Below are 16,408 nucleotides of genomic sequence, written 5' to 3'. Positions count from 1 at the left end.
ATTTTATCAAGGATAAGTGAGCAGTTGTCGGACCAGTCCGGTATTGTTACAAACAACGCCGGTGGCAAGGAGCGTGCTGATGGCTCCCCTGCCCTCAATTACCGGCCCGATCCAGCCGGAAATACGCATCCAGCAAGGAGGTCTTGAAGACCACCCCGAGCAGACGCGGGTCTTCCGCGCTGGCGATCACGGGCAGGCGTTCGCCCTGGTGATCGAGGAACAACTGCAGCGCCTCGCCCAGCGACATGTCGGGTGTGACCTCATGCAGGAAATGCGGCCGCAGGAAGTCGCGCGCCACGCGCCCGGCGGGCTCTTTCTTGTCCAGCAGCCAGGAGGTGATGTCCTGCAAGGCCACCACGCCCTGGTAGCGCTCCCGGGCATCGACGATATAGACGTACTTGACCGGATACTTCAGGAACAGGGCACTGACCTCTTCCAGGCTGGCCGTCTCCGCCAGGACCGTCTCGGCCGGCCGGATCAGTTCGCTCATGTGGGTGCCGCGCAGGCGCAGCCGTTCTTCGTTGTCGCGATGGCGTTTCAGGGTGATCTCGTACATCGAGCGCCCGTCCACGCTGCGCGCCACCACATACGCCACCACGCAGGACAGCATCAGCGGCAGCACCACCTGGTAGCTGAGCGTCATCTCGAAGATCATCAGGATCGCCATCAGCGGCGCATAGGACGCCGCTGCCAGGAAGGCTCCCATACCCACCATGGCATAGGCGAAGGGTTGCGACATGTGGAAGGGCAACAGGGCCGAGGCGGTATCGCCAAACAGATAGCCGACCGCCGCGCCGACGAAAAGCGTGGGCGTAAAGATCCCCCCGACCGCGCCCGAGCCGACGGTGATGGCCGTGGCCAGCACCTTGATGACCAGCACCGTCAGCACGGCCTGCCACAGCCAGGTGGTATGCAACAGCGAATTGACCAGACTGTAGCCATTGCCCCAGACCTCGGGCACCTGGATGGAAATGAGGCCCACCAGCAAGCCGCCCACCCCCAGGCGCACCGGCAGCGGCAGCTTGAGCTTGCCGAAGCCATGCTTGCCCAGCTCCAGCACGCGCAGGAACTGCGGTGCCAGCAGTCCCGCCAGCACGCCCAGCACCAGGAACAGCAGCACTTCCCAGCCGCCGATCTCGGGGAAGTAAGGCATCTCGTAGGCGGCGCGGTAACCGGGCAGCTCGCGCATGGTGATGTTGGCCACCACCGAGGCCACCACCACCGGGCCGAAGCTTTCCATCACCAGCGAACCGAGCACAATCTCGGTGATGAAGAAAGCGCCCGCGATGGGCGCGTTGTAGGCCGAGGTAATGCCCGCTGCAGCCCCGCAGGCCACCAGCAGGCGCAGGCGAGATGAAGGAAAATGCGAAAACTTGCCCACCAGCGAAGCACACAGCGCCGACAGCTGCACCATCGGCCCTTCGCGCCCGATGGAGCCGCCCGAGGCAATCGAGGCCAGCGAGGAGAGGCTGCGCAAGAGCGTATTGCGCACCGGAATGGCGCCGTCGCCGATGGCCACCGCCTCCATGTAGTCGCCGCCATTGCCGGCAGGCGTGCGCCTGGCCCACACCAGGATCACGCCGGCAATCACGCCGCCGCAGGTCGGCAGCAGCACCCTCACCGGCCAGGACAAGCCCTTGGCGATATCGACGAAGCTGCCATCATGGCCGGTCAGCCAGATCTGCAGCGTCGCAATGCATTCGCGGAAGGCAATCGTGGCCAGCGCACCGACGAAGCCGGCCAGCGCGCCCCACAGCAGCATGGAATGGTTTTCCGAAACGCGGCAGGCGTTCAGTACCCGCAGGCGGTACTTGATCCACAGCTCATGCATGGTCGCCGTCGCCCTCTTCGCTCGTCTGGTTCATGAGTCCCTGCAGATGCCTGAGATCGGCGGCAATGCTGGCCGCCGCCTTTTTCTGCATGCGCCGGTAGCGCGCCAGCACCTCCTGCCCCAGCTCGGTCACCGCCGCCCCGCCTCCGCGCGCGCCGCCCGTGGCCGTGGACACCAAAGGACTGGCGAAGCAGCGGTTCATCTCTTCCACCAGCAGCCAGGCGCGGCGATAGGACATCTGCATCTCGCGCGCCGCCCCGGAAATCGATCCGGTCCGGACGATGGCCTGCAGCAGATCGGCCTTCCCCGGGCCGAAGGCGATGGTGTCGCCTTGCATCACACGCACGCGTAGGGTCTTGGAATCATTCATGCGCGTGATTGTACTAGCGGGTAGCCAGGCGCGGCCATACGGGTGCGCGGAATTGACGTTCGTTATATCCTTGCGTATATTTCGCCCACGCCGCTTTCCCCAGTTTCCTGCCGATCGAGGAGCCTCATGTTCAAGACCTTCCGCTTCAAAGCCACCCTGGGCGCCGCCTGCGCCGCCACGCTGATGCTGGCCAGCACGGCCGCCCAGGCCACCGATCTGGTGGTCTCGGCGGCGGCCAGCCTGACCAATGCCTTCAAGGATCTGGCACAAAGCTTCGAACAGCAGCACCCCGGTGTGAAGGTCATTACCAACTTCGGCGCCTCCGACATCCTCATGCAGCAGATCGTGCGCGGCGCCCCGGCCGACGTCTTCGCCTCGGCCGACCAGACCGCGATGGACAAGGCGGTCGCCGAAAAAGCCGTGGACCCGGCCACGCGCAAGAACTTCGCCGCCAACCAGATCGTGGTGATCGTGCCGCACGACGCAAAGCAGCAACCGGCCACGCTGGCCGACCTCACCGGCGCGGCCTACCAGCGCATCGCCCTGGGCAATCCGGCCTCGGTGCCCTTCGGTCGCTATACCAAGACCGCGCTGGAACAGGCCGGACTCTGGACCCAGGTACAGGCCAAGGGCGTGATGGCCGAAAACGTGCGCACCAGCCTGGATTACGTGGCGCGCGGCGAGGTCGATGCCGGCTTCGTCTTCGCCACCGATGCGGCGGTCATGCCGGAGAAGGTCAAGGTCGCCCTGCGCATCCCCTCCGCCACCCCGGCCACCTATCCCATCGCGGTAACTGCGGCCAGCAGGCAGCAGGCGCTGGCAGCGCAGTTCGTGGCGCACGTGCTGTCGGCCAGCGGCCAGGCAGTGCTGGCGCGTTACGGCTTCCAGAAACCCTGATGCATCCGGTCTGGACACCCCTGCTGCTGTCGCTCAAGGTCGCGGGACTGGCCACCGTGCTCAACCTGGTGCTGGGCGTGGCCGCCGCCTATGGCCTGTCGCGCTGGCGCTCGCCGCTGCGCGACTTCATCGATTCGGTACTGACCCTGCCGCTGGTGCTGCCGCCGACCGTGCTGGGCTATTACCTGCTGGTGCTGTTCGGCCGCCGGGGCGCGCTGGGCGCCTGGCTGGAGAGCTGGGGCATCCAGCTGGTCTTCACGTGGCAGGGCGCGGTGCTGGCCTCCACCGTAGTGGCCTTCCCGCTGGTGTTGAAGGCTGCGCGCGCCGCGTTCGAAAGCGTCGATCATCAGTTGGAAAATGCCGCCCGCGTGCTGGGCGTATCCGAAGCCGGCGTCTTTTTCCGTGTCAGCCTGCCGCTGGCCACGCGCGGCATCACGGCCGGCGTGCTGCTGGCCTTCGCCCGCGCGCTGGGGGAATTCGGCGCCACCCTGATGGTGGCCGGCAACCTGCCGGGTCGCACGCAAACGCTGTCGGTCGCCATCTACGAGGCCGTGCAGGCGGGCGATGATGGAGCGGCCACCTTCCTGGTGCTCATCACCTCGATCACCTGTATCGTGCTGCTGATGGTGGCCGGGCGCCTGGTACCGGATCGCTCGCAATTGCAGATTCGCTGAACAGCGCAAATCATTCATATCGTCATATCTTTTACCCCATTTCCGTTCGTGAGCGTCGACCTCCAGATCCAGAAACAACTGCGCGCCGGTGATCGCGTCTTCGATCTCGACATCGCCCTGGCCTCCGAAAGCCAGCGTATCGTGCTCTATGGTCCTTCCGGTTCGGGCAAGAGCCTGACCCTGAAGGCCATCGCCGGACTGATGCGGCCCGACCGCGGGCACATCCGCGTGCAGGGACGCACGCTTTTCGATAGCGCCGAAGGCATCGATGTGCGCGTACAGGAGCGCAATGTCGCTTATCTGTTCCAGGACTACGCCCTCTTCCCGCATCTGACGGTGGCGCAGAACATCGCCTTTGGCCTGTCGCGCGGCAGCCTCGGCATCCGCCGTCCGGCCGAACATCCGGCGGTGCGGCAATGGCTGCAGGCCTTCGAGTTACAGGCCATCGCCCACAGCCACCCGGCCCAGATTTCCGGTGGCCAGCGGCAGCGCGTGGCGCTGGCACGGGCGCTGGTAGCCGAACCGGCCATGCTCCTGCTGGATGAACCTTTCTCCGCCCTGGACCTGTCCTTGCGCGAGCGTATGCGCTCAGAACTGGCCGAACTGCAAACCCGCCTGCAGGTGCCGATGCTGCTCATCACTCACGATCCGGCCGACGCGCAAGCGCTGGGGCAGACCGTCTTTGAACTGCGCGACGGGCGCCTGCATCCCGGCTGAACAAAAAAAGCCGCACTCTTGTGGAGTACGGCATCAAGTTCGGGGATCGCCCCACCGGCCCGCGCAAGGATGCGGGCCGGTTTTCCACACACATTCACTCAAGACTCGGATCGCTCTTGCCTCAGGCCGCCTTCTTGGCCTTGTCGTCGAAGAATTGTTCATCTTCGGTCGAACCGTGCAGCGCCGTGGTCGACGACTGGCCTTGCTGGATGGCCTGGGTCACGGCGTCGAAGTAGCCGGTGCCGACTTCGCGCTGGTGCTTGACCGCCGTGAAGCCCTTGGCGGCGGCGGCGAATTCGGCTTCCTGCAGTTCCACGAAGGCCGACATCTGATTGCGGGCATAGCCGTGCGCCAGGTTGAACATGGAGTAGTTCAGCGCATGGAAACCTGCCAGCGTGATGAACTGGAACTTGTAGCCCATGGCACCCAGTTCGCGCTGGAACTTGGCGATGGTGGCGTCATCCAGATTCTTCTTCCAGTTGAAGGACGGCGAGCAGTTGTAGGCCAGGAGCTTGCCCGGGAACTTGGCATGGATGGCTTCAGCGAAGGTCTTGGCAAAGGCCAGGTCGGGCTTGCCGGTTTCGCACCAGACCATATCCGCATACTCGGCATACGCCAGGCCGCGCGAGATCGCCTGGTCGATGCCCGGATGGGTCTTGAAGAAGCCTTCGACGGTACGCTCGCCGGACAGGAAGGGCTTGTCGTTGGCATCCACGTCGGAGGTCAGCAGGTCGGCGGCTTCGGCATCGGTACGGGCGATCACCAGGGTCCGGGTGCCCATGACGTCAGCGGCCAGGCGGGCGGCGTTGAGCTTTTCACAGGCTTCGCGGGTCGGCACCAGCACCTTGCCGCCCATGTGGCCGCACTTCTTGACCGAGGCCAGCTGGTCTTCGAAGTGCACGCCGGCGGCGCCGGCTTCGATCATCGACTTCATCAGTTCGAAGGCGTTCAGAACGCCGCCGAAACCGGCTTCGGCATCGGCCACGATGGGCGCGAAGAAGTCGATGTCGTCACGGCCTTCGGACCACTGGATCTGGTCGGCGCGGGCGAAAGTGTTGTTGATGCGCTTGACCACCATCGGCACCGAATTGGCCGGGTACAGCGACTGGTCGGGATACATTTCACCGGCCAGGTTGGCGTCGCCGGCGACTTGCCAGCCGGACAGGTAGATCGCCTTCAGACCGGCCTTGACCTGCTGCATGGCCTGGTTGCCGGTCAGCGCGCCCAGGGCGTTAACGAAGGGCTCGCTGTTGACCAGATTCCAGAGCTTCTCGGCGCCGCGCTTGGCCAGGGTGTGCTCGATCTGCAGCGAGCCGCGCAGACGAACCACGTCGGCCGCGCTGTAGTTGCGCTTGATGCCCTTCCAGCGGGGGTTCTCTGCCCAGTCGCGTTCCAGGGCCTGGATTTGCTGTTCACGTGTGCTCATGTGGATCTCCTTGTTGGTCAATATGAAGTGGCTTGAAACCGGATGAAATCGTTGATTCCATGACTTCATAGTAGGCCTGCCTTCGCGGAGCAACAATGTCTTATATAAGATATGTGTAAAATTTTTATATGAATAAAATCAGCTACTTATACGACTGATTTTGCGATACGAAACGAAAATCCGGAGAATGAAAAAGAGTTTTGATGCGGCGCACCGGCACTTTTCACCATACAAAATGAAGACTTCGTATCGTAAAAAATCGCGGAAATGAAACCTCTTGCACCACGGTCGTTCATACGAACGCTGCCGTCAGTGACGAAGCAGCGCCGTGAAATTCGCTTTTCTGTTCATCTTCCCGCTTAACGGAATGTCTTCTTTGACGCGAAGCCATCGGGTTGTCTAATTGCAAAAGAAGGCAGAGAATAAGCGCCTAACTCATTCCAAAGCGGTGATGCAACGCCGCCCTGTCTACATGCATTACGCCCTGGACATTCGTACCTTCCTCTTCAGTCATTATTTCTATACAGGTGTACGGATTGCGATCGGGGTAGTCGGCCTGACCCTGCTGGTGTTCAACGTGGCCGACATGCCGACCACGATGACGGTCTTCCTCGGCGCGCTCTGTACCAGCCTGATGGACCTGCCCAGCCCCTTGCGCCACAAGTTCAACGAGATGCTGGCCGGGGTGCTGCTCTGTACGGCGGTCATGCTGGTCATCAGCCTGTGTGCGCCGGTGCCCTGGCTGGTCAGCGCGATGATGGTGGTGGTGAGCTTCTTCGCCAGCATGATGGTGGTCTACGGCAAGAAGACCATGCCGCTGCAATTCGCCGCGCTCATGGTGATGACCCTCTCGATGGAAAACCAGCTACCGATGGCCGATGCCTTCCTGCATGCGGTGCTGTTCCTGGGCGGCGGGCTGGGCTACCTGGCCTATTCGATGGCGGTGTCGTGGTTCCTGCGCCGGCGCATCAAGCAGCAGGTGCTGGCCGAAGCGCTCTTCGAGCTGGCGCGCTATCTGCGCATCAAGGCCGATTTCTATGACGTCAAGCACGACCTGGCCAGCCAGTTCAACCAGCTGGTGCGCCAGCAGATCGTGGTGGCCGACAAGCAGCAGGCCTCGCGCGACCTGATCCTGCGCGACCTGCATACCAAGCAGGATGGCCTCTTGGTGCAGGTGCACCTGTCGATGCTGGAGCTGTATGAACAGGTGCTGTCCACCCATGCCGACTACGCCTTCCTGCGCGAGCACTTCGGCGGCTCCGACGTGATGATCTTCCTGCGCGACCTGGCCACCAAGGCGGCCCAGGACATTGAATCGATCGCTTATGCCATCACCCGCAAGAAAGCGTCCGAACCCAGCGTGAACTACAAGGCCGAATTGCGTGCCGTGCAGTTCGAGATCCAGGAACTGGCCCTGCCCGGCCCGCGCCAGGCCTCGCCCGAAGCGCTGACGCTGCTGCGGGTGACCTACAACAAGATCCGCGACATCATCGAATTCATCGGCCAGGTGCACCAGGCCACGCAAAATCCGGTCGATCCGCTGCCCATCCTGCCGGGCTCGGACATGACGCCCTTCCTGACCCAGCAGAAGTTCAAGTTCAACATGCTGCTGGTGAACCTGCGCTGGCAGTCGCCGATCTTCCGTTTTGCCATCCGGGTGGCGCTGGCGGTGACCACGGGCCTGTGGGTCGCCGGGCTGCTGCCTTACATGTCGCATGGCTACTGGATTGTGCTGACCATCGTCATCATCTTGAAACCCAATTTCAGCGCCACCAAGCAACGCATGGCCGACCGCCTCATCGGCACCGTCATCGGTTGCATGATCACCTTGCTGATCCTGCGCTTCGTGCACAATCCGCTGGGCGAGCTGGCCGTACTCTTCGCCGCCAGCGTGGCCGCACCGGCCTTCACTTACATCAAGTACCGCTACACGGCCATTGCCGCCTCGGTCCAGATCCTGATGCTGCTCAACCTGCTCATGCCAGCCGGTCACCAGACGGTGATCGGCGAGCGGCTCATCGATACCATCATCGGTGTGGTCATCGCCACCCTCTTCAGCTACGTGCTGCCGGCCTGGGAATACCGCGACCTGCCCAAGCTGCTGCGCAACGTGCTCAAGGCCAGCCAGCGCTATCTCACCGCCAGCCGTGACATGCTCGAAGGCAAGGTCAAGGACGACTTCTTCTACCGGGTCTGCCGCAAGGGCTTCATGGACAGCCTGGCCGCACTCATCTCGGCCCTGGTGCGCATGATGGACGAGCCGGCCACCAAGCAGCGCGCGGTGCGCGAGCTGAACCGCTTCATCGTGCAAAACTACCTGGTGGCCGCCCACATCGCCGCCTTGCGCCTGATGCTGCGGCGCCATCAGGACAACATGCCCCAGGGCGCGGTGTCCAGGCTGATTGAGGAAACCTACCTGGAAGCCAGCCAGCATCTGGCCGAAGCCCAGCGTCTGCTGGTACCCAAGCCGAAAAAGCGCGGCGGCGCCGTGGTGGTCTCGCCCGAGGCGCCGGCCGAGAAGGCCTTGTCAGGCAAGATCGAACTGATCGGCCCGGTCACGCCGGAACCAGTCCCGGCCGAGGCCAGCGCATGGTCGGGCTGGGACAATCTGCGCCGCCGTACCAGCCTGCTTAACCAGGATTTGAAGGAAATTGTCAGCCAGACCGCCGCCATCGACCAGGTGCTGCGCAAATCCCCCGACTGAGCGGCTGCGCAGACCCAAACGAAAGCCCGCACGCGGCGGGCTTTAAAGGCTGTGGCGCCATTTTGCCCCTGATGTCCTTGAGGAGGCTTGGGGATTTTGGTGTACTTACGGGATGAGTACACGTGTTCCCTCATCATCGGCATGGCCAATAAAAAAGCGCCCGGCTCGATGGAAAAATCCAATGGGCTACCAGAATTATTGAGCAAAAGCGTGAGCTGGAATCGGCTCGTACTCGACGGCAAGCTGATTTGGCAGCAATGGATCTGGCTTTGCGGGTTGCTGCTGATTTTTCGCTTAATTTATTATTCTTCGGCCATACCGCTCAAGTCCAAAGGTTCAGGACTCACCTGCGCATCGACCGCCCGCTTCAAGGTTCCTTTTTTTCTACGCAACGCATAAGAACGCATCACCAGAATAGGGGCAAACTCCACTCCTTCGACTGGTGCATGGCCGACCAGGACCGGCATATTGAAATGCGGGCTTCGGGGATCTTCCAGCGAAAGAACCCACTTGCCGCCATAGTTCAAGCGAACGACTTCCCCTAACTGACGGGCAAATGTGGTCGTCAATTTCGAGACGAACTCTTTGTCCTGATTAGCAGACATCACATCAAATAACTGCTCCAGTTTCTCGAGGTCATCCACCGTCGCTTCGAAACTGATGCTGATGCCGTATTGTTCGGCTTCATCTTCCAGCCACTCCAGCTGCTCATCCATGTCCATCAAAAAACCATCAAATCTTGCTTCCGCTTCGTCTCGCGTGATGTTCACTTCTCACTCCTTATGGAATTTGGGGCCGATATGCACATCGATGCCAGCTTTTTCCAGCCGTACAGGCAAGGCGTTAGCCGTGGATTACCGGCGTTTTATCGACCAGGCGTTCATCGGGAATGCCCGATTTCCTTAAATGCTCCACCTCCGAGCGCCGCGCTACCACGGCCTAGGGCGAGGCGGGCATGAACGGGTTCAATCCTTGCGGCTCGGGTGGGTGGCAGCGGTGCCGGGGCGTCGGGGCGTATGACGACCACACGTACCGTGAAACGGTACGGCGTTTTACCGCTCAATGCTGCGGGAGGATAAGCAGTGGCATTGACGATGACGTCGCAGCGCGGCTTGTATGGAAGACACAGGTCGGACTCCTGCCGTACGCTTGCATGCAGATCCTCCCCGAAAAATTCATCGGCTTCGCACAAAGGCTCAAAGCCGGGTACGCGACACCAGCACCCCATCCACGTCGGCGTAGATCCAGTCGCCCGGATGCACCGCCACACCGGCGATGCCGACCTTGATATCGGCATCCCCTGCTCCCTTGCGGAAACTGCGTTGCGGGTGCGTCGCCAGGGCGCGGATGCCGACCTCGCAGGCATTCAATTCGGCCGTATCGCGCACGCAGCCGTTGACGAGGAGTCCGGCCCAGCCATTGTCCTGGGCCAGTTGCGCCAGATTGCCCCCTACCAGGGCGCAACGCAGGCTGCCACCGCCATCGACCACCAGCACGTGGCCGTTGCCGGGCGTCTCCAGGGTGGCGCGCACCAGCACGTTGTCCTCGAAGACCTTGAGCGTCCTGGCCGGGCCGGCGAAGGCCTGCTTGCGGCCGAAGGAAGCGAAGATGGGTGGCAGGACGTGCAGCGTGCCGGCGGCCAGCTTGTCTTCGTTGGCGTCGCACAGGTCACAGGTGGCAAAGCTGGCTGATGTCATGGATTCCTCCGGAGGGGTTCGATGGGCGGGTCTTGCGCTCACACCGCCAGGATGCGATGCAGGCGCTTCTGGTCGAACATACGTGAATCGGCAACCCTCAGCAAGGTTTCCACATCCAAGCCGTCGTCCGGATAAAGGGATACTCCCACGGACGCATCGACCGTGTAGGACTGGCCATCGCGCCCCTCGATGGGCTTGTTGACGGCGTGGCGGATCTTGTCGGCAATGCTGCGCGCCACCTCCATGTCGGTCACGCCGTGCAGGTAGACCACGAATTCATCGCCACCGAAGCGGGCCACCGAATCATCATGGCGCAGGCTGTGCTGCAGGCGTTCGGCAATGGCGATCAATACCTTGTCGCCCTCGTCGTGACCATATTCGTCATTGACCGCCTTGAAACGGTCGAGATCAATGAAGAGCAAGGCGAACTGCAGCGGATTGGCCTGCGAACTGTTGCGGCGGCGGAAATCGATCTGCGCGATCAGTGAATCGCGGTTCAGGACATTGGTCAGGCGGTCGGTGCGCAGATTGCGCTCCATCTCCACGAAGCTTTGCGCCAGCTGGCCGATTTCATCGTTGCGGTCGATGTTGAGCGCCGGGAACGGACTGCCGTTGCCGATGCTCTTGGCCGCCAGCGTGAGCTTGCGGATATCGCGCAGCACCCAGCGCAGCAGCAGGAAGCCGATCACGAAAGTCAGGCAGACAGCCAGCAAGCCCAATATCAGGGTCTGGTAGACGCCGCTGGTGACCGAGCCGAGGAAATCCGAGCGCGGTGCCGTGCTGATGGCCAGCCATTCCAGCCCGGCCGGGTCGCGATGCAGGCGGAAGGCCACTTCGATCTTGCTGCCCTCGCTGCGCGCGCCGAGCAGCACCAGCTTGTCCGGCTCGGCGCCATAGGCATCGAGATGGCGACGCACCTCGTCGAAGGCCTGCTGCACCATCGGCGACTTGCTCCGGCGGGCATTGAGCCGCTGCGGTTCCTGCCCCGGCTGGTCGGCCGCATAGATGGGCTCATCCAGGGAGGTCGCCACCACGTCGCCCTGCAGCTCGGTGACGAAGGCCACGCCATGGGCCGACAGCGGCACCTGATGCAGCAGCGTACTCAACTGCTGCAGGCCGATACTGCTGTTGGCCACGCCCAGCAGGGTGCCGTCGGCATCGAAGATGGGCTTGGAAAGGTTGATGCCGACGATGTTCTTGACGCGGTAATCGATGTAGACCGGGGACCAGGTTTCGCGGCCCTGCTGCACGGCCTGCACGTACCAGGGGCGCTTGCGCGGCTCATAGTCCTGGATGGCGACGAGCTTCATCTCGGTGCCCGGTCCGCGCAGATAATAGACGAAGTTCTTTTGCCCCGGCTCCCGTACGCTGTACATGAAAACGGTGGGCTGTTCCTGCTTGATCCCCACGAAACTGCCATCGGCGCCGCCGAAATAAACGTAGCTGGGCTCATCGAAAAGTGAATTGGCCAGCCACAGGCGGTCTTCCAGTTCCTTGCGGGTCTTGGGGAAAGGCAGATGGGCGGGCAGCTGGCCAGACTCGGCCGGCGGCACCGGCTGGGGCGCCACGACGTTGAGGGTTTCACGCGCGCCCATGGTCTGCCGCAGGATGGCCTGGCTCACGCGTCCCATCACTTCGGTCAGGGCATTGCGTGCCAGCACCTCGGTGGCATCATCGCCTGCCCGATACAAAAACCAGCCGATGGTCAGCACCAGGCAGACCATCAGGAAAATGAACGGCAAGATGAATAGCCGCTGCAAGGACGATTGCTTCAGAATCGCCCCCTTTCATGCCATTGCCCCCTGCTGCGACGCGCCGCGCGCTGACGTCCGATCACCGAGTTGCCCATGAATTCCTTGCTGCCAGACAATCCAATGCGGCCTGGCGATTGCTGCACGGGCTCGCGCCCCATGTTGATGGCGCACCGGTCTTTGTGGTCGTGGCGCGTCCCCCTTGTATGAAGTAAATATCACATTCGCCCTCTTTTGGGGAAGGTTTTTTGCAGTGCGGCGCAACCTGGCTCAGCAGTCCGCTGCTCCGAGAGCCGCTCTGGGCGCGGTCAGAAGAAACTCCGTCAACTATTTTTGACGTAACAAAAACTGTTGCCTGCACCTGAATCCGGCGGAATGTTCCCCCAGCAAACGACATAAAAAAACGGCGGGACATGAACACATGTTCCCGCCGCTTCCGTCTGCCTCGCCGCACTTGCCGGCTCAGTTACCGGCTCATGCCTTGTTGAAAGCCAGTTGACCGTTCTGCACCTCGACATGCACCACATCCTTGGGACCGAACTTGCCGGCCAGGATCTGCTTGGACAGCGGGTTTTCGATCTCCTGCTGGATGGCGCGCTTGAGCGGCCGAGCTCCATAGACCGGATCGAAACCGGCCTCGGCGATCTTCTGCAAGCCGGCCTCGCTGACTTGCAGGCCAATGTCCAGCTTGGCCAGGCGCTGTTCCAGGATGCGCAACTGGATCTTGGCAATGGCGCCGATGTTCTTGGCGTCCAGCGCGTGGAAGACCACGATCTCATCGACCCGGTTGATGAATTCCGGGCGGAAGTGCGTACGGACCTCGGCCATCACCGCCAGCTTCACCAGTGCCGGATCGCTGTCTTCCATGCTCTGGATCTTGTGCGAACCCAGGTTGGAGGTCATCACGATCACCGTATTCTTGAAGTCCACGGTGCGGCCCTGGCCATCGGTCATGCGGCCATCGTCCAGTACCTGTAGCAGCACGTTGAAGACGTCCGGGTGTGCCTTCTCGATTTCGTCGAGCAGGATCACGCTGTAGGGCTTGCGCCGCACGGCCTCGGTCAGGTAGCCGCCCTCTTCATAGCCCACATAGCCCGGCGGCGCGCCTATGAGGCGGGCCACCGAATGCTTCTCCATGAATTCGCTCATGTCGATGCGGATCATGGCTTCTTCGGTATCGAAGAGATAGGACGCCAGCGCCTTGCACAGCTCGGTCTTGCCCACGCCGGTGGGGCCCAGGAACATGAAGGAACCGTACGGCTTGCTGGGGTCGCCCAGGCCGGCACGGGAGCGGCGAATGGCATCCGACACGGCCACGATGGCTTCGTCCTGGCCGACTACGCGTTCATGCAGCACGTCTTCCATATGCAGCAATTTTTCGCGTTCGCCCTGCATCATGCGCGAGACCGGAATGCCGGTAGCGCGCGCGACGATCTCGGCGATTTCCTCGGCGCCCACTTGCGTACGGACCAGCTTGGGCTTCTCGCTCTTGACGCCGGCGGCATCCTTCTTGTTCTGTACTTCCAGGGCGGCTTCCAGCTCGGCCAGCTTGCCGTACTTCAGTTCGGAGACCTTCTGCCAGTCGCTCTTGCGGGTGGCCTCTTCCATCTGCAGGCGCACCTTCTCGATTTCTTCCTTCAATTGCTGGCCGCCCTGGGCGGTCGATTTCTCGGCCTTCCAGATTTCTTCCAGGTCGGCATATTCACGCTCGAGCTTCTCGATTTCTTCCTCGATCAGCTGCAGGCGCTTTTGCGAGGCTTCATCCTTCTCGCGCTTGACCGCTTCGCGCTCGATCTTCAGCTGGATCAGGCGACGGTCGAGCTTGTCCATCACTTCCGGCTTGGAGTCGATCTCGATCTTGATCTTCGACGCAGCTTCGTCGATCAGGTCGATGGCCTTGTCCGGCAGGAAGCGGTCGGTAATGTAGCGATGCGACAGCTCGGCAGCGGCGACGATGGCCGGGTCGGTGATGTCCACGCCGTGGTGCACTTCGTACTTTTCCTGCAGGCCGCGCAGGATGGCGATGGTGGCTTCCACGCTGGGCTCGTCCACCAGGATCTTCTGGAAGCGGCGCTCAAGGGCCGCATCCTTCTCGATGTACTGGCGATATTCGTCCAGCGTGGTGGCACCCACGCAATGCAGCTCGCCACGCGCCAGTGCGGGCTTCAACATGTTGCCGGCATCCATGGCGCCTTCGGCCTTGCCGGCGCCGACCATGGTGTGCAGCTCATCAATGAAGACGATGGTCTGGCCCTCGTCCTGGGCGATTTCCTTCAGGACGGCTTTGAGGCGCTCCTCGAACTCGCCGCGATATTTGGCGCCGGCCAGCAGCGCAGCCATGTCCAGCGACAGCACGCGCTTGGATTTGAGGCTGTCCGGCACTTCACCATTGACGATGCGCTGGGCCAGCCCTTCGACGATGGCGGTCTTGCCCACGCCGGGCTCGCCGATCAAGACCGGATTGTTCTTGCTGCGCCGTTGCAACACCTGGATGGCGCGGCGGATTTCATCGTCGCGACCGATCACCGGGTCGAGCTTGCCGGCACGGGCGCGCTCGGTCAGGTCCAGGGTATATTTCTTCAAGGCTTCGCGCTGTCCTTCATCCTGCTGCGAGGACACCGAGGCGCCACCGCGCACTGCGGTGATGGCCGCTTCCAGCGACTTGCGGGTCAGGCCGTTGTCGCGGGCGGCGCGGCCGGCATCGGACTTGTCATCCACCAGGCCCAGCAGCACCATTTCGCTGGCGACGAACTGGTCGCCATGCTTTTGCGCTTCCTTGTCGGCCAGGTTGAGCAAGGCGACCAGCTCGCGGCCGACCTGCACTTCGCCGCCATTGCCGGAGACCTGCGGCAGACGCTTGACGGCGGCCTGCAAGGCGGTGGAAAGACCGTTCACATTCACGCCGGCGCGCTGCAGCAGCGAGCGGGCGCCGCCGTCGTCCTGGTTCAGCAGCGCCAGGATGAGGTGAACGGGTTCGATGTATTGATTGTCGTGGCCGACGGCCTGGGATTGCGCATCGGCCAGCGCTTCCTGCAATTTGGTGGTGAGTTTGTCGAGACGCATGGTTCGCTCCAATTTTTCAATGAAATGAAAGTTGGGCCAGCGCCTGTGATTTTCAAGCAATGATCGTGCCGTCTGATTTGATCTGCATCAGGTCGCTTGCAGTGGTCATTCTGCCAGCGGTCCACTGCGCACGGTCAGGCCCTGCATTTCCTCGCGCAGGCTGCCCAGGCGCTCCAGTGCCTGATGGTCTTGCTGCAAGGTCTTGTCCACCGTCTCGTGCATCCAGTCTACCCAGGTGCTGATCTTGGCATCGAGGTACTGGCGGGAAGGATACAACGCATACACCCCCATGTTCTGCAGGCGATGCTGCGGCAGCACCCGCACGATGGCTCCGGCCCGCAAGGCTTCCATGGCGGAATAGATGGGTAGCACGCCGATGCCCATGCCCTCGCGGATGGCGGTCAGCATGCCCTCGGCCACGTTGACCTGGAAATTGCTCTTGATGGCAATCACGCTTGCGCCCTCCGGACCTTCCAGCGCCCACTCGTCCAGCGGCGAAATCGGGCTGACCAGTTGCAGGCAAGCATGCTTGAGCAGGTCGGCCGGCTGCTGGGGCACACCGTATTTATCCAGATAGGCCGGGGAAGCGCACAACATGCTGAAGGTAGTGCCAAGCTGGCGGTAGATCAGGCCGGAATCCGGCAGTTCCCGCGCCAGCACCAGGGAGACGTCATAGCCCTCTTCCAGCATGTCGGGGATACGCTGGGCCAGGGTCAGTTCTACCGCCACATCCGGATAGCGCTTGTGATAGCCGGAGATCGAGGGAATCACGTAGCGCTGGCCAAAACTGGTCATGGCATGGATGCGCAAGCGACCGGAGGGCTTGACGTAGGCGGCACTGGCTTCGGCCTCGGCCTCATCCACATACGCCATGATCTGCTGGCAACGCAGCAGATATCGCTCGCCCGCCTCGGTCAGGGCGATGCGGCGCGTGGTCCGGTTCATCAGACGGGTGCGCAGATGGCGCTCCAGATCGGCCACGGCACGCGAGACATGGGCCGTGGTCAAGCCCATCTGCTGAGCCGCCTGGGTGAAGCTGCCAGCCTCGACCACGCGCGTGAAGACGCGCATGTTTTGCAGGGTATCCATGGTTTTCCTATCACTATGCAGGGGGCGGGCACCAACGAGCCAGAAACTGCCCGCATGGACGCACCACGCCAGGGCAGCATTGTTACCCAGAATGGAGCAATTATTATTGCAGCATTCGATATAAACAATTGCGATATGCCGTATTTTTTCGAAAATAATTACAAAATAGAATACGTAACTTCTGATATT

At 62.1% G+C, this 16,408-nt stretch carries 13 protein-coding genes; 4 read left to right on the top strand and 9 right to left on the bottom strand.

Going from position 1 to position 16,408, the window contains the following annotated elements; translation table 11 throughout:
* Nucleotides 1-94: 94 nt before the first annotated feature.
* Nucleotides 95-1,831, bottom strand: a complete 1,737-nt coding sequence (locus AACH55_RS10385) for a ClcB-like voltage-gated chloride channel protein (protein WP_338719355.1) — start codon at nucleotides 1,829-1,831, stop codon at nucleotides 95-97.
* A complete protein-coding gene (locus AACH55_RS10380; RefSeq protein ID WP_338719354.1) occupies nucleotides 1,824-2,201 on the bottom strand; it encodes a LysR family transcriptional regulator in 378 nt (125 codons plus the stop codon). The genes AACH55_RS10385 and AACH55_RS10380 overlap by 8 nt, the downstream gene beginning before the upstream one ends.
* 126 nt (nucleotides 2,202-2,327) lie before the next feature.
* Between AACH55_RS10380 and modA the strand changes: the two genes are divergently transcribed.
* Genes modA through AACH55_RS10365 form a run of 3 tightly spaced genes read left to right on the top strand, consistent with a single transcriptional unit; the run spans nucleotide 2,328 to nucleotide 4,489 of the window.
* Complete coding sequence (gene modA / locus AACH55_RS10375; RefSeq protein WP_338719353.1) at nucleotides 2,328-3,098, top strand: molybdate ABC transporter substrate-binding protein; 771 nt, start codon at nucleotides 2,328-2,330, stop codon at nucleotides 3,096-3,098.
* Nucleotides 3,098-3,772, top strand: a complete 675-nt coding sequence (gene modB, locus AACH55_RS10370) for a molybdate ABC transporter permease subunit (RefSeq protein WP_338719352.1) — start codon at nucleotides 3,098-3,100, stop codon at nucleotides 3,770-3,772. Before modA ends, modB begins: the two co-directional genes overlap by 1 nt.
* 48 nt (nucleotides 3,773-3,820) lie before the next feature.
* Nucleotides 3,821-4,489: an ATP-binding cassette domain-containing protein gene (locus tag AACH55_RS10365; protein WP_338719351.1), complete on the top strand. Its 669-nt coding sequence runs from the start codon at nucleotides 3,821-3,823 to the stop codon at nucleotides 4,487-4,489.
* 121 nt (nucleotides 4,490-4,610) lie between these two features.
* Here AACH55_RS10365 and aceA read toward each other — a convergent pair whose 3' ends face one another.
* A complete protein-coding gene (gene aceA / locus AACH55_RS10360) occupies nucleotides 4,611-5,915 on the bottom strand; it encodes an isocitrate lyase (protein WP_338719350.1) in 1,305 nt (434 codons plus the stop codon).
* Nucleotides 5,916-6,387: 472 nt separating this feature from the next.
* Between aceA and AACH55_RS10355 the strand changes: the two genes are divergently transcribed.
* Complete coding sequence (locus AACH55_RS10355) at nucleotides 6,388-8,619, top strand: FUSC family membrane protein (protein ID WP_338720260.1); 2,232 nt, start codon at nucleotides 6,388-6,390, stop codon at nucleotides 8,617-8,619.
* A 302-nt stretch (nucleotides 8,620-8,921) separates the two neighbouring features.
* Here AACH55_RS10355 and AACH55_RS10350 read toward each other — a convergent pair whose 3' ends face one another.
* The 6 genes from AACH55_RS10350 to AACH55_RS10325 all read right to left on the bottom strand — a co-directional run bounded on the left by AACH55_RS10350 (nucleotide 8,922) and on the right by AACH55_RS10325 (nucleotide 16,219).
* The gene (locus tag AACH55_RS10350) at nucleotides 8,922-9,389 is read right to left on the bottom strand and encodes a hypothetical protein (RefSeq protein ID WP_338719349.1); all 468 of its coding nucleotides are present in this window, start codon (nucleotides 9,387-9,389) and stop codon (nucleotides 8,922-8,924) included.
* 110 nt (nucleotides 9,390-9,499) lie between these two features.
* A complete protein-coding gene (locus AACH55_RS10345) occupies nucleotides 9,500-9,847 on the bottom strand; it encodes a DUF2169 domain-containing protein (RefSeq protein WP_338719347.1) in 348 nt (115 codons plus the stop codon).
* Nucleotides 9,816-10,316, bottom strand: coding sequence for a ribonuclease E activity regulator RraA (gene rraA, locus AACH55_RS10340; protein WP_338719345.1), 501 nt, complete (start codon nucleotides 10,314-10,316; stop codon nucleotides 9,816-9,818). Before rraA ends, AACH55_RS10345 begins: the two co-directional genes overlap by 32 nt.
* Nucleotides 10,317-10,354: 38 nt before the next feature.
* A complete protein-coding gene (locus tag AACH55_RS10335; protein ID WP_338720258.1) occupies nucleotides 10,355-12,040 on the bottom strand; it encodes a diguanylate cyclase in 1,686 nt (561 codons plus the stop codon).
* A gap of 501 nt (nucleotides 12,041-12,541) precedes the next feature.
* A complete protein-coding gene (clpB, locus tag AACH55_RS10330) occupies nucleotides 12,542-15,130 on the bottom strand; it encodes an ATP-dependent chaperone ClpB (RefSeq protein ID WP_338719343.1) in 2,589 nt (862 codons plus the stop codon).
* Between the two features lie 105 nt (nucleotides 15,131-15,235).
* Nucleotides 15,236-16,219 (bottom strand): LysR family transcriptional regulator, encoded by a 984-nt coding sequence (locus AACH55_RS10325; RefSeq protein ID WP_338719342.1) that lies wholly within the window; start codon nucleotides 16,217-16,219, stop codon nucleotides 15,236-15,238.
* Nucleotides 16,220-16,408 lie beyond the last annotated feature (189 nt).

Source organism: Herbaspirillum sp. DW155 (assembly GCF_037076565.1).
Taxonomy (GTDB): Bacteria; Pseudomonadota; Gammaproteobacteria; order Burkholderiales; family Burkholderiaceae_D; genus Herbaspirillum.
The sequence above is the reverse complement of the archived record's forward strand: the minus strand, read 5'-3'. Positions and strand labels throughout refer to the sequence as shown.